Source organism: Fluviicoccus sp. (assembly GCF_030646115.1).
GTDB lineage: Bacteria > Pseudomonadota > Gammaproteobacteria > Pseudomonadales > Moraxellaceae > Fluviicoccus.
This window is the reverse complement of record NZ_JAUSMX010000009.1, coordinates 561978-574862: the sequence shown is the minus strand read 5'-3', so window position 1 is coordinate 574862 and position 12885 is coordinate 561978. Positions and strand designations below refer to the sequence as shown.

At 54.2% G+C, this 12885-nt stretch carries 12 protein-coding genes; 1 reads left to right on the top strand and 11 read right to left on the bottom strand.

What is annotated here, in order from left to right; translation table 11 throughout:
• Positions 1-2 precede the first annotated feature (2 nt).
• The 11 genes from flgG to Q7T36_RS08375 all read right to left on the bottom strand — a co-directional run bounded on the left by flgG (position 3) and on the right by Q7T36_RS08375 (position 10085).
• Positions 3-776 (bottom strand): flagellar basal-body rod protein FlgG, encoded by a 774-nt coding sequence (gene flgG / locus Q7T36_RS08425; RefSeq protein WP_304846487.1) that lies wholly within the window; start codon positions 774-776, stop codon positions 3-5.
• Positions 777-789: 13 nt separating this feature from the next.
• Positions 790-1485, bottom strand: a complete 696-nt coding sequence (locus Q7T36_RS08420) for a flagellar hook-basal body protein (protein ID WP_304846484.1) — start codon at positions 1483-1485, stop codon at positions 790-792.
• Between the two features lie 11 nt (positions 1486-1496).
• A complete protein-coding gene (locus Q7T36_RS08415; RefSeq protein ID WP_304846481.1) occupies positions 1497-3569 on the bottom strand; it encodes a flagellar biosynthesis protein FlhA in 2073 nt (690 codons plus the stop codon).
• A complete protein-coding gene (locus Q7T36_RS08410) occupies positions 3566-4630 on the bottom strand; it encodes a flagellar biosynthesis protein FlhB (RefSeq protein ID WP_304846478.1) in 1065 nt (354 codons plus the stop codon). Before Q7T36_RS08410 ends, Q7T36_RS08415 begins: the two co-directional genes overlap by 4 nt.
• Positions 4627-5376: a flagellar biosynthetic protein FliR gene (locus Q7T36_RS08405; RefSeq protein WP_304846475.1), complete on the bottom strand. Its 750-nt coding sequence runs from the start codon at positions 5374-5376 to the stop codon at positions 4627-4629. Before Q7T36_RS08405 ends, Q7T36_RS08410 begins: the two co-directional genes overlap by 4 nt.
• Positions 5377-5390: 14 nt before the next feature.
• Positions 5391-5654 carry a flagellar biosynthetic protein FliQ gene (locus Q7T36_RS08400; protein ID WP_304846472.1) on the bottom strand — a complete coding sequence of 88 codons (264 nt, stop codon included), beginning with the start codon at positions 5652-5654 and terminating at the stop codon, positions 5391-5393.
• Between the two features lie 159 nt (positions 5655-5813).
• Positions 5814-6245 carry a hypothetical protein gene (locus tag Q7T36_RS08395; RefSeq protein ID WP_304846469.1) on the bottom strand — a complete coding sequence of 144 codons (432 nt, stop codon included), beginning with the start codon at positions 6243-6245 and terminating at the stop codon, positions 5814-5816.
• A gap of 122 nt (positions 6246-6367) precedes the next feature.
• The gene (locus Q7T36_RS08390) at positions 6368-6658 is read right to left on the bottom strand and encodes a YeaC family protein (protein WP_370690076.1); all 291 of its coding nucleotides are present in this window, start codon (positions 6656-6658) and stop codon (positions 6368-6370) included.
• Positions 6651-7550 carry an NAD(+) kinase gene (locus tag Q7T36_RS08385; RefSeq protein ID WP_304846467.1) on the bottom strand — a complete coding sequence of 300 codons (900 nt, stop codon included), beginning with the start codon at positions 7548-7550 and terminating at the stop codon, positions 6651-6653. The genes Q7T36_RS08390 and Q7T36_RS08385 overlap by 8 nt, the downstream gene beginning before the upstream one ends.
• On the bottom strand, positions 7547-8623 hold the full coding sequence (locus Q7T36_RS08380; RefSeq protein ID WP_304846465.1) for a cyclic nucleotide-binding domain-containing protein: 1077 nt from the start codon (positions 8621-8623) through the stop codon (positions 7547-7549). The genes Q7T36_RS08385 and Q7T36_RS08380 overlap by 4 nt, the downstream gene beginning before the upstream one ends.
• A gap of 10 nt (positions 8624-8633) precedes the next feature.
• Positions 8634-10085, bottom strand: coding sequence for a hypothetical protein (locus tag Q7T36_RS08375; protein ID WP_304846462.1), 1452 nt, complete (start codon positions 10083-10085; stop codon positions 8634-8636).
• A gap of 223 nt (positions 10086-10308) precedes the next feature.
• On the opposite strand from Q7T36_RS08375, the gene Q7T36_RS08370 reads away from it, so the two are divergent.
• Entirely contained in the window at positions 10309-12879 is a 2571-nt protein-coding gene (locus tag Q7T36_RS08370) for a serine/threonine-protein kinase (RefSeq protein ID WP_304846459.1), read from the top strand.
• Positions 12880-12885 lie beyond the last annotated feature (6 nt).

The following is a 12885-nucleotide window of genomic DNA, read 5'->3' as shown; positions in this document are numbered from 1 at the left end:
TTTTACCTGCGAAGATTATTCAGGGTTTCCAGAATCTGGTCGCTAGCCTGCAGGATTCGGGCATTCAACTGGTAGGCACGTTGCGCCAACACCAAGCTAGTCATTTCTTCCACCAGATTGACATTGGAAAGCTCCAGATGCCCTTGCAAAAGAGATCCGGTACCGTTTGTGCCCGGTTCAGCAAGCACCACATCTCCACTCTGCTGCGTTGGCTGGAGTAGGCCATTATTCAACCGCTGAAGGCCCTCTCCGTTGGCAAAGCGAGCGATACGAAGCTGGCCCAGTTCAACCGGCTCGACCACACCGGCCAGGCGGGCCTGAACGCGGCCATCAGCTGTAATAGAAATACTGGCCGCATCGGGCGGAATACGGATATCACCTGAGAGCTCCAAGTCACCCTCTATCACTAACCGTCCTTCTGCGTTCTGGTGGAAACGTCCGGCGCGGGTATAGGCAGCATCTCCTCCAGGAAGCAGAACCTCGAAAAAACCTTTACCTTGGATTGCAATATCCAATGGGTTATTTGTCTGGCTTATAGAGCCTTCGGTCATACTGACACCCGGCTGGGAAATCTTTACCCCTGCACCCATCACACGGTTGGGTTCCATCATCCTGTCCAACGGATTTCCCGACTGCTGCTGGACGAGATCCTGGAAATTAACCCGGCTTTTCCTGTATCCCGGTGTTTGCATATTGGCAATATTATTGGAAATACTGTCGATCCAAGCCTGATTTGCATCCAGCCCTGAAGCAGCTATCGAAAGTGCGTCGATCATTGAATTATCCTCGTTATTCCTTTCCAATCTGGTTAATGCCGCTATTCAGTACCGCATCATACGCTTGCAGGGCTCGCTGCATAGTTTCAATATGGCGGGTTGCCTCCATCAATCGAACCATGTCGGCACTGACTTGAACGTTTGAGTTCTCAAGCATGCCTTGATGAACCAAGGCTTTTAATGGCGGCGATGCATTCCCAGGAAGATCATACAGACCGTTGCCGGCGGAAACTAACACTCCGTCATCCACTACTCGTATCAACTTTAGCCGGTCAATAAGATGACCATCTGCAACCACTTCACCATCATTTCCAACCTTGAAGCCATTGGTCCCGGTAGTTAGTGGTCCATGCTCACCCATCACTGTCAACCCACCGGCGGTGCGAAGGACTCCGGCAGGGTCCACAGAGAAACGACCGTCACGTGTTATCCACGATTGATGCCCCGAAGAAACAACAAACCAGCCGTCACCAGACAAAGCCAAATCCGTTGTAACGCCGGTGTTTTTCAGTGAGCCGTCCCTCAAATTGTTAGAAGTATGAAGTGACGTTTTCCCCAAACTATCCCTCCATGGATCAGATGCCTGGGACTGTACCAAACGGGTGAAACTGGTTTGAGTTTTATAGCCCGGAGTCCCAGTATTCGCTGCATTTTGAGCAATACCGCCAACACTATCCACTTCTCGCTGGATGACGCTGGCCAGTTGCATGATTAGATCCGTCATACACCCTCCATTCCTGAGAATCCTGGCAAGTCAACAATACCCGATGATGTAATTCTGGCATGCTGACCCACCTCAGTGACAGCCAGAACAGCCAAGTGCGGAACCGCACGTTGCACCAAAGCACGAAGTACACGCCTCAGTGATGGCGCGCATAATAATACCGGATGCCTGTTTTGGCCCAGTTCCTGCTCGGCTTTTTTAGCCAGGGCCACCATAAAACGCTCCAGCTCACCGGATGGCAACAGGGAAACCATGCCCTCCCGCCTTGATGAGGAAAGCATGTAACCCTCCAACTGCGGGGCCAGAGTCAGCACATGCAACTCACCGCGATCATCCACAAAGCGTTCGTAGAGTGTTGCACCCAGGCGCTCCCTTACCCGCTCCGCCAGATCTTCAGGATTCTTCTGGTTGCGTCCGGAATCCACCAGCACTTCTAGAATGAGTTCCAGATTACGAATGGGAACTTGCTCGCGTAACAGAATCTGCAAGACCCGCTGTATATCGGAATAAGTCAATACTTGCGGTATAAGTTCGTCAACTAATGACCCTAATGAAGCCCGCTTTCGTTCCACCAGATTCTCAGATTCCGCCCGGGTCATAAAATCCGACGCATATTTTCTGGCAAGCTCGGACAAATGAGTCATCAGAACAGTTTCCGGGTCAACCAGTGTGTATCCTGAAGTCTTGGCAAGATTGCGGTTGTTTGGAGAAATCCATTTAGCGCTCAAGCCGTAAGTTGGCTCCAGTGTCTCAATCCCATCCAAATCAGCCCTATCTCCACCCGGGTTGATTGCCAATATCCGGTCCATCACCAATTCACCGGAAGCAATGGCAGCTCCTTGAATGGCGACTTGATACATATTATTCCCAAGTTTTTTTTCCAACTTAACATGTAAAGCCGGCAACGCAAATCCATAGTCACGGGCAAATTGTTTTCGTAGATTTTCGATTCTGGTTTCGAGGACACTGGAGGCAGCCAAAAACGTGGCTGCTAAAGACGAAGCCAGCCGAAGCTCGAACACATGTGTTTCCATTGAGGCATATACATCCTTATCTTCAGACGATTCCTGCTTATGGCCATTGTCTCCGGGTTCTCCAGCAGCTATCCGGCTCTGCTTGCGCCATGCCAGCCAGCCCATTGTGGCGAAAAAAGCAAATAAAATCAGAAGCGGTGCGATTGGCAGTCCGGGAAGCGCCATGAGAATCAATGTTATTATGGCAACCATCGCAAGAATTTTGGGCTGGGAAGCCACTTGCCTCACAACCTCCTGGCCTAATTTTGCATCTGTGGCTGCGCGCGTAATAATGATGCCTGCCGCCACAGATATAATAAGGGAAGGTATCTGCGTGACGATGCCATCCCCTACTGTCAACAAGGTATAATGATGCAGTGTATCTGCCCAACTCATCCCCTTTTGCAGCATGCCAACAGAAATACCGCCAATGATGTTGATCAGGATAATAATGATTCCGGCAATAGCATCACCCTTAACGAACTTCGATGCCCCATCCATAGCGCCATAAAAACTTGACTCACGCTCCAGTTGTGACCTGCGGTGCTTGGCCTCATCCTGATCAATGATCCCCATATTCAGGTCCGCATCAATGCTCATTTGCTTACCTGGCAAGGAGTCCAGTGTAAAACGCGCTGCCACTTCGGCAACTCTCTGAGCGCCATTAGTGACAACTACATATTGAACAACAATCAGAATAAGAAATACTACAAAGCCAATAATGTAATTCCCTCCGACAACATGCGCCCCGATGGCGGAAATAACCTTGCCTGGATTTCCACTATCCAGAATCAAACGAGTAGCAGAAATATTAAGTGCAAGCCTAAATAATGTAGTAATCAGCAACAGCGACGGGAAAGTTGAAAAACTAAGCGGCTTTTCAGTATAAAAAGTAACCAGCAATATCAATAGCGCAATAGTGCAGTTGGTCAACAACAGGAAATCAAGTACTCCAGGGGGAATCGGAGTAAACAAAACCATCAAAATACCAATCATGCCAACTGCAAGCAGCAGATCATTTCCTTCTGAAAGAAGCATGTTTCCAAATGACTTCATCGACTAACAACCTTATTGCCAGGTAAACTGATAATCCAACGGTACACTTTAGCAATATCTGCCTGTGACTCAACCGGTATTTCGGAGTCCAGACGACATCTTGCCAAGCTCCTTGCCACAGGGGGCCTGCGTATGATGGGAACCCGATGGCGGCGGGCCAGCTTACAGATTTGCATGGCCAAAAAACCCTTGCCCGAAGCAACAATGACAGGGGCCAACATAGTATTTGGGCGGTACTGCAGAGCTACGGCGACATGGGTAGGATTAGTGATAATGACATCCGCATCCTTGACCTTCCTCAATGCAGCAACTTTCTTCAGCAACTCCTGTTGAATGCGCCGACGCTTACTCTTTATTTCCGGATCACCTTCCCTGCGTCGATACTCTTGCTTTAGTTCATGTTGACTCATGCGCATCTGGCGCGCAAAGTCCTTCCGGCTATACCACATGTCAAATAACGCAGAGATAGCCATTACTGCGACCAAGGAAAACCCCACTTGTAGAAAAAAACCAGCAATGGCGACCGGAAGCCTGGAAGGGTCCAGGGCTGTTGTTTCAAGTAATTTGGGGAGCAACGCCTCGCCCCCTTTGTAAATAACCAGTGAAAACAATGCCATTTTCACCAGAAGCTTTAACAGTTCAACCAACATCCTACGAGAAAAAAGCTTCTTGAGCCCAGTTACAGGATTAATTCTTCGGAAATCCGGCGTCAAGGGCGTCATTGAAAAGACTAACCCATTGAACAACAGATTTATCAGTATTGCTGCAAGGATCAACGAACCAAACAGAGGAAACAACGCATACGCCACATGCTTGATCGTAGCCGTAGCCGGACTTATCAGCGGTTGCCCGGCTAAAAAGTCTGCATTGGCAATCCACCATTGTGCTTGGGACTTCAATTCACCACCAACTGAAATGGCGATGGCGGAAAAAACCACCAGAAAAACCATGACCATGACAAAAGACACTAGCTCCTGACTATGAGGAACCTGTCCTTTTTTACGTGCATCGTCCAGCTTGAACGGCGTTGCTTCTTCTGTTTTCTCTTGCTGATCACTCATGGATGAACCACCGGCAGACCGCTAAACCGAATAGCCTGACCATACATGACTGATATACCTTGTATGATGAACGGCAATGCCATAGCCAATAATAAAATTCCCAAGCCTACTTTTAAGGGAAGCGCCATAAAATAAATATTTGCTTGAGGCATGGAGCGGGACATATAGGCGAAAGCAATATCCGTCAGCCACAGCCCCAAGAAAACAGGCATCACCATCATAAAGGCCGTCAGGAATTGCTGGGAAAACACCACAATAATATTTTCAGGACTCATTTGAAGCTTGGTCATGCTGCCAGGAGGCAGCACGCTCATCCATGTGGAAAGTCCCCTAAGCAACTCATAGTGAAAATCCATGCTCACAAATACCAGCGCCATGGTGAGCAGCAATAACTCAGAAACCATCCCCCCCGCATGCCCCCCCGAAGGGTCAAAGACTGCTGATGCATTGAAACCAATCTGCATATCCAGAAGCTTGCCCATAAAATCTGCCGCCGCCGCCGCCGCATGAAAGCCAAATGCCATGATCATCCCGATCAAGAATTCCATGATGATGCTACCTGGAGTTAGGCCACTGATTGCAACCGGATTAGCAGACCAGCCAAGCACTGTTGCCATTACCAGGCAAAAAATGACTCTGACTAGTTGAGGCAGCCTGGAAAATGGTGTGATTGGCGCAACAACCAATATGGGCAGAAGCCTGATGCTGGCAAGTAGCACCGTATAGAGGTGCGTATCCGGAGACATGCCTTCTTCCTGCCTCAGCGTGTTATGGACAATTGAATTACTTCCAGTGCGAATTGCTTAAGAGTTGCAAGCATCCAGTCGCCAAAAACAATCATGATCAGCACTGAAGCCGCCAGTTTTGGAATAAAAGTCAGCGTCATCTCCTGAATCTGGGTCGCTACCTGAATGATGCTGACCAAAAGACCAATTATCAGCACCGTAAATAATATGGGTGCCGCAAGTTTTGCTGCGGTTATCAGCGTCAAAAAGAGAATATGCAATACCTGATCCTGAGACATGATGACACTCCTGACTGGCAATGGAAGATGACTGCTTCAACCCCAACTGCCCTTTACAGCAACAATGTGGCTCTTATCTTTCGTAAGCACCACATTGTAATCTTTCATCCTTCACACGAATAGTACCTGAGCCGTGGTCAATTTTTACCCCCCAAAACCTCAATTCTTCCCCTTCGCCTCCTCCCTCGCCTTCATATAAACCACCAGCGCATCCTGATAAGGCCCCACCCGGTCCAAATGCTCCACCGCAATCTCATCACACTTCTTCAACAACGCCAGCGACAAATTATTCACCGACTGCGCCGGAATAAAATTCCGCATATTATCCCACTTCGCAAACTTCTCCTGGATATGATCAAACGCATAACCAATCGCCTCCGAATAAAAAAACACATTCGACGCATACACCTCACTGTACTGCGCCCAATGCGTCTTCATCGCCTCATCCGGATCACGGGCGCGCTGGTCTTCCGCAATCGACAGGCATTCCAGAAACTGATCCGCCTTCTCCGTGTCCGGTGCCGCCAACACAGACGAACTCCAGGCCACCAAAGAAAATGCAACGAAACCGAGTTGTTTGATATTGAACATGTTCTGCGCTCCCGGGCAGATAGAGTGTCACCCGAAGGTAGCGCAAAAAAACGACCTTGACACCCCTCACGCCGGGGGGATTGCAACAACATCGACAGGATGAAACCGCGCCACAAAAGCGCTTAGTGAATGATCTTCAGCAATTGCTCATCCGCATCCTGATGATCATGCTTGTCATCACTGGCGCAGACTTCCCCATCCTGCTTCGTACCTCGATGGATATACCCCGTGCGCTCCTGCTCCGGCAGGTTCTTCACTTCCCAAGCCAGCACCGCCTGCATGCAAGTCTCGCGTTGCTCGCGCGTCAGGCGCTCACCGCCCGGCCATTTACCGATTTCCACCGCCAGACGCAGCTTGTCCACAATATCCGGCGTCAAGGCTTCCAGCATGGCCGCGATGGTTTGTTCATTCATGCTCTTCATCTCCGCGAATGGGATTGCCCCAGCCCAACTTGGTGCGGCAGGCGGCGTAAAAATCAAAGCCCGGCGGATGAATCAGCCGCAGCTTGAAGGGATGCTTCTTGATATACACCCAGTCACCCGGATTCAGCGAAACGCCGGTCTGGCCGTCGGCGCTGACCATGGGCCGGATGCGGGTTTCCAGGATGCGGATCTTGATCTCGCTGTTTCCGTCCACCACGATGGGACGGCTGGACAAGGTATGCGGGTGCATGGGCACCGCCACAATCGCATCCAGCTTGGGGTGCATGATGGGGCCGCCGCCGGACAAGGCATAAGCCGTGGAACCGGTGGGCGTGGCCACAATCAGGCCGTCGGACTGCTGGCGGTAAACGAACTCCCCTTCCACATAGAGTTCAAAGTCAATCATGTGCACCGACTTGCCCGCATACAGCACCACATCATTCAGCGCCAACGCCTCATGGGCCGGGTTGCCGTTGCTGCGCACTTCCATGTTCAGCAAAAAACGGTGATCGATGGTGTAATGACCGGCCAGAACCTCGGCAACCTTGGGAATCAGTTCGTTGGGGGAAATATCGGTGAGGAAGCCCAGGCGGCCGCGGTTGACACCCAGCACCGGCGTCTTGTGCCGCGCCAGCGCGCGGGCGGCGTGCAGCAGCGAACCGTCGCCACCCACCACAATCACCAGATCGCAGACTTCGCCCATCAACGCGCGGGAGCAAACCTGCTGGCTCATCGACGGCATCAGGCGGGCGGTGTCTTCGTCGTAGATCACCTTGACACCGGTGTCGATCAGGTATTTTTCCAGCACTTCCAGCGTTTGCACCACGGAAGCCTTGCCGGGACGACCCACCAGACCGACATTGCGAAAAGTCTCTTTGCTCATTCCACTACCAGATTCTGCTGACGCTGTTCAGGACTCAAAGTCCACAGGCCCCCGGCAAGAACGGAGGCATTGAAGCCCTGAACACCCAGCAGGAATGCGGCGGCGGTGCTGCGCTGCTCACTGTAGGAGTAAACCAGATATTGACGGTCCGTCGGCAGTTGCTGCGCCTTGTGCCGGATATCCTGCAACGGCAGGGACAGGGCCTCCCGGAGATGCCCCTGCTTATACTCCTCGGGAAGCCTCACATCAAGCCAAACCGCTTTGCCCAGCGCCACCAGCCGTTCCCCTGCCGGAAAATCAACCGCCGCCAGACTGGGGGCTTTCAGCAAACCGTCAAAATCCTTTTTCTCCAGCCGCATCAACACGCCGTCTTCCAGCATGGTGACATCGGCATTGCGCGGCGCATCCTGCAGCAGGCCCTCCTCCCCGAAATACTGGCCCTTGCCCAGATAGGCCATGGTCACCGATTCACGGCCTTCGTGCTGCACCACCACGGCGCGGCCTTCGCGGATGAAATAGCAACTGTCGGCCTGTTCGCCCTGACGCACAATCACCTCCCCTTCGCTGACATTCATCGGGGTCATGGCGCGGATCAGGGCCAGGATGTTCATGGGCGGCACGCGATAAAACACATGTGATTGCAGCAGGCGCACCACCCAGTCGCGGTCGATGTCCGTCGGCAGCTCGGCAAACAGGGTCTGCGCCAGGCTGGACAGGCTTTGCTCCCACAACAGGGCGTCGTAGAGGCGCTGGTGGTTGACCGCCAGTATATTGACGGTGCTCAAGGCTGTGGCGTTGAACTGGCGGGGGTTGGTGGGGGCCAGTGCGTGATTGGCGGCTATATCAGTGGCATCCAGCAGCGTTATTTCACCGTCGCGCTCGGTCAACTCCAGGCGACCGCTCAACAGGAAGATGCTCTGCACATGCGGGTCGCCACAACGGAACAACACCGTTCCGGAGGGCAGCGACTGAATGCGGCAACCGTTCAGCACATCCTGCAAACGACTGCGGGACAAGGCGTTGAGCGGGACGAAACTATGCAGCACGTCAAGATTCAAACCGGTGCGCAACATGTTGCATCTCCTACTGGAATTTCAGCACATTGAGAATGGCGGTGTCCGCTCCCTGATGCCGGGCGCAACGGTCGGACTGTCCGGACATGAATTTCGCCGGTGAATCCACGCGAATCAGGCGGGCATTGCAGCACTTGTCATCGCCGATGCTGGCCAGGCAACGCGGGGTTTCGTAGTGGCGAATCCACTCCCGGTAATGTTCTTCACTGACCAGGCATTTTTTGGCAACGTAGGCCGGGGGGTTACGGGTATAGGCCGCCAGATCATCCACCGGTACCGACAGGTTGCCGACGCCAGGGTGAAAGGCGACAAAGGTCATGCCCATGCCCTGCAATTCACGCAGGTATTCATCCGCCGACGCTTCGGCAATGCGGGCTTGTTCCGCCTTCAACTCATCCAGCCCTTTCTCAAGCTCGGCAATACTTTCCTCTTTCTCCGCCAGTTCCGCTTGCAGCGACTTGACGCTCAGAAGATGTCGTGAGGCTTCCTCATCCAGCCGGCGGTCCATGGCCAGCATCAGCTCGGTTTCACGGCGGGACAGGCGGGTATTGAACTCCTGTTCCTTGGCTTCGGTCAGAATGGCAATCTGGTGTTGCGCTTCTCCGGCGCGGCTCAGGGCCTGTTGCAGCTCCTGCAACTTGCGCTCATGGGATTCGCGCTCCTCCTTCAATTGACGCTCAATGCCCTGCAGGCTCTGCACCTGCCCCATCAACGACTCCAGCCGCTCGGTCTGGGCCTCCAGCTGGGTTTTCTGCGTCCGCTGCTGATCCACCAGTTTCTGGTTCTGGGTTTGCAGGATGTCCAGTTGTTGCTGGTGGACATAGGCCTGCTCATTGATGGTTTCATCTTTCTGGGTGGTCAGGGTCTGCACTTTCAGTTGCAGGTCACTGATCTGCTGCAGCAACTCCCCGCCTTCCACCGGGAAGAAGACCGGTTCCGGCTCCAGCTCCAGTTGCGGCACCAGCTCATCGGTGGACAGCACCGGAATATTGGTTTCGGTATAGGCCGGTCGCAGGGCTTTCAGGCTGAAACGCTGGCAGGCGGCCGGCAAGGCCATCCGTATCTGCTCAAAGGTATTGAGATTGTCCTGGAGTTGCGGGTCCCACATGCGCGGGGCGTGCCAGGACACCGGGCATTGGCTGCGGCAGGCCAAGTGGATGGGGCCGCGTCCCATGTCCGGCCCCAGCCCCGCCACCTCCACCATATGCGCCAGCGGAATGTTCCAGCCCGGCTCGGGAAAACCCTGCCGGTCAAAGCGCATGGTGAACAGTGCACAACCCTTGACGGTGAGGCTGTCATCCAGTTGCAGGTAAGCGCCCCTTTTTTCTTCGCGGGCGTAATGCGCCATGGGCACCAGCCCGCTCAGGGTGACATCGAAGTCATCGTAAAGCATGGAACGGGCGATGGTGTCGTCGTCCCAGAACATGATGAGTTCTTGAAAAATGGCCGTGGAATGCAGCATGACGTCTCCTGACAACCTTGCCGGCAAGGGCTTAATTCTTATAAGGGTATGCCTTGGGTTTATAGAGCAGCGCCGCCGGACGGGCAAGCGCCAATAGCCTCATATTGACAAGCACGTCGTGAAATTTCTGCCGCAATGATCCGATTTTCACCTATTTGCCTCCGGCGGCTTGTACATGGTAGAAGCCTCTGCTAGAAACACAAAAAAAGCGGCAGGGTTTGCTATGCGTAAAATTTCGTTTTCCTGGAAGAGCGACTGGGTGTTTGCTCTTGCCATCACGACGGTGGTCGCCGTGGCCTCGTCTTCCTCGGTGTTCGAGAATCTGGAGCGGTATGCCTACGATCTCGGGGTGCGCTCCAGTCACCACGAACCGGGCGACAAGATCGCGATCATTGCCATCGATGACGAAAGCATCGGCAACATCGGCCGCTGGCCCTGGCCGCGCAGTTATCTGGCCGAAATGGTGGGTGCGCTCAATCAGGGCGGCGCCAAGGCGGTCGGCTTGCCGATCTTCCTCTCCGAACCGCAGTTGGACCCCGGACTGAAATACCTCCGCGAACTCAACGAATTCTATGGCCAACAACTGTCAGCGCCTCCCCTGTCCGATAATCCCGCTGTCGGTGAACTGGGCATGAAACTGGCAGAGGCTGAATCAGCCCTGAACACCGACCAGCAACTGGCCGACGCTTTCAGCGCCGCCAAGAACGTGGTGCTGCCCGTGCAGTTCGTCCTGGGCGAAATGCAGGGTCATCCCGACCAGCCGCTGCCGGACTACGTGCAGCGGAACCAGGTCACCGCCATTACCGACCGTATCGACGCCACTGCAACCGGTCGCCTGCCGCCGGAAACGATGCAGGCTGTGCCACCCATTGCCGACCTGGGTTCCAGCGCCGCGCTGCTGGGCCACCTCAGCATCAATCCCGATGAAGATGGCGGCATCCGCACCGAACCGCTGGTGGTGCGTTATGACGGCCAGTATTACCCCTCGCTGTCGCTGATGCTGGCCGCCAAGAGCCTGAACCTGAAGCCGGAAGACATTCAGCTCAGCCTGGGCGAAAACGTCCAGATCGGCAAACTGAAGATCAAGACCGATGAATTCTCGCAGATGCGCACCTATTACTACGGTGACGTCAGCGACCATTCCCCGTTCACTGTCGACTCGTTTTATGACGTGGTGTCCGGCAAGATTCCGGTATCCAAGTACAAGGACAAGATCGTCATCATCGGCCCCACCGCCTACGGGCTGGGCTCGCCGCAGGTGACACCGATCTCCCCGGCCATGGAACCAGTGATGATCCTGGCCCATAACGTCGCCAGCATCCTCAACCAGAACTTCTACCTGGTGCCGGAATGGAGCACCGCCCTGCGCTGGGGCTTGTTCCTGGTGGCGGCCTTGTACCTGATGCTGCTGCTGCCGCGCCTCAAGGCCGGTCAGGCGGTCATGGCCTCCGCCGGTTTCGTGATCGTGGTGTTCATTATCCATTTTACGCTGATGACCGGCTCCGCCACCTGGGTGCCGTTGATGCTGCCCGCCATCCTGGTGGTGCTGGGCCATGTGCTGATGACCACCAAGCACTATCTGGTCACGGAAAAGGCGCGCTTCCATTCAGACACACAATCCGCCGAGTCCAACCGTCAACTGGGTCTGGCCCTGCAACAGGCCGGCCAGCTGGACATGGCCTTCGAGAAGTTCCGCAAATGCCCGCGTGAGGAGTCACTGCTGGATGTGCTCTACAACCTGGCCCTGGACTATGAACGCAAGCGCCAGTTCAACAAGGCGGTCTCGGTTTACCAGTATGCCTCCGAGATCAACCCGGACTTCCGCGACCTGAAACAAAAACTGATGCGTGCCCAGAAACTGGAAGAAACCGTCATTTTCGGCGGCAGCTCCAACAGCGCCAGCAACGCCACCATGATCATGGACCCGAACAGCAACGAGAAACCGATGCTGGGCCGCTATCAGGTGGAAAAGGAACTGGGCAAGGGCGCCATGGGCGTGGTCTATCTGGGCAAGGACCCGAAAATCAACCGTGTGGTGGCCATCAAGACCATGGCGCTGAAGGACGAGTTCGAAGACGACGAACTGGCCGAAGTGAAGGAGCGTTTCTTCCGTGAAGCCGAAACCGCCGGCCGCCTCAATCACCCCAACATCGTCACCATTTACGATGCGGGTGAAGAACACGACCTGTGCTACATCGCCATGGAATTCCTGAAAGGCCATGACCTGGCGCGTTATGTGAAGCCGGACGCCCTGCTGCCGGTGCCGAAGGTGATCAACATCATCCACAAATCGGCGCTGGCGCTGGATTACGCGCACGAATTCCACATCGTGCACCGCGACATCAAACCCGCCAACATCATGTACAACCCGGAAAACAGCGAGATCAAGATCACCGACTTCGGTATTGCCCGCATCACCGACTCCAGCAAGACCAAGACCGGCACAGTGTTGGGCACCCCCACCTACATGTCGCCGGAGCAGCTGGCCGGACAAAAGGTGGATGGCCGTTCCGACCTCTACAGCCTTGGCGTCATGTTCTATCAGCTGCTCACCGGCACCGCGCCCTTCCGCGCCGAGTCCATGGCCGCCCTGATGTTCAAGATCACCAATGAGCCGCATCCTCTCCTGTTCAGCAAGCGTCCGGAGCTGGAAGCGCAGTTACCCTGCATGTCGGCCGTCATTGACAAGGCGCTGGCCAAAAATCCGGCAGACCGCTATCAAACCGGTCGCGAATTCGCCCGAGCCATTAAAAACTGCGTAGAATCATGCGCTAACCATTCACAGGAATCCTGATTGAAT

What these genes read in the sequence shown, in the direction of transcription:
- flgG (WP_304846487.1), bottom strand. Translation starts at nt 776, where the DNA reads ATGATCGACGCACTTTCGATAGCTGCTTCAGGGCTGGATGCAAATCAG.
- Q7T36_RS08420 (WP_304846484.1), bottom strand. Translation starts at nt 1,485, where the DNA reads ATGCAACTGGCCAGCGTCATCCAGCGAGAAGTGGATAGTGTTGGCGGT.
- Q7T36_RS08415 (WP_304846481.1), bottom strand. Translation starts at nt 3,569, where the DNA reads ATGAAGTCATTTGGAAACATGCTTCTTTCAGAAGGAAATGATCTGCTG.
- Q7T36_RS08410 (WP_304846478.1), bottom strand. Translation starts at nt 4,630, where the DNA reads ATGAGTGATCAGCAAGAGAAAACAGAAGAAGCAACGCCGTTCAAGCTG.
- Q7T36_RS08405 (WP_304846475.1), bottom strand. Translation starts at nt 5,376, where the DNA reads ATGTCTCCGGATACGCACCTCTATACGGTGCTACTTGCCAGCATCAGG.
- Q7T36_RS08400 (WP_304846472.1), bottom strand. Translation starts at nt 5,654, where the DNA reads ATGTCTCAGGATCAGGTATTGCATATTCTCTTTTTGACGCTGATAACC.
- Q7T36_RS08395 (WP_304846469.1), bottom strand. Translation starts at nt 6,245, where the DNA reads ATGTTCAATATCAAACAACTCGGTTTCGTTGCATTTTCTTTGGTGGCC.
- Q7T36_RS08390 (WP_370690076.1), bottom strand. Translation starts at nt 6,658, where the DNA reads ATGAATGAACAAACCATCGCGGCCATGCTGGAAGCCTTGACGCCGGAT.
- Q7T36_RS08385 (WP_304846467.1), bottom strand. Translation starts at nt 7,550, where the DNA reads ATGAGCAAAGAGACTTTTCGCAATGTCGGTCTGGTGGGTCGTCCCGGC.
- Q7T36_RS08380 (WP_304846465.1), bottom strand. Translation starts at nt 8,623, where the DNA reads ATGTTGCGCACCGGTTTGAATCTTGACGTGCTGCATAGTTTCGTCCCG.
- Q7T36_RS08375 (WP_304846462.1), bottom strand. Translation starts at nt 10,085, where the DNA reads ATGCTGCATTCCACGGCCATTTTTCAAGAACTCATCATGTTCTGGGAC.
- Q7T36_RS08370 (WP_304846459.1), top strand. Translation starts at nt 10,309, where the DNA reads ATGCGTAAAATTTCGTTTTCCTGGAAGAGCGACTGGGTGTTTGCTCTT.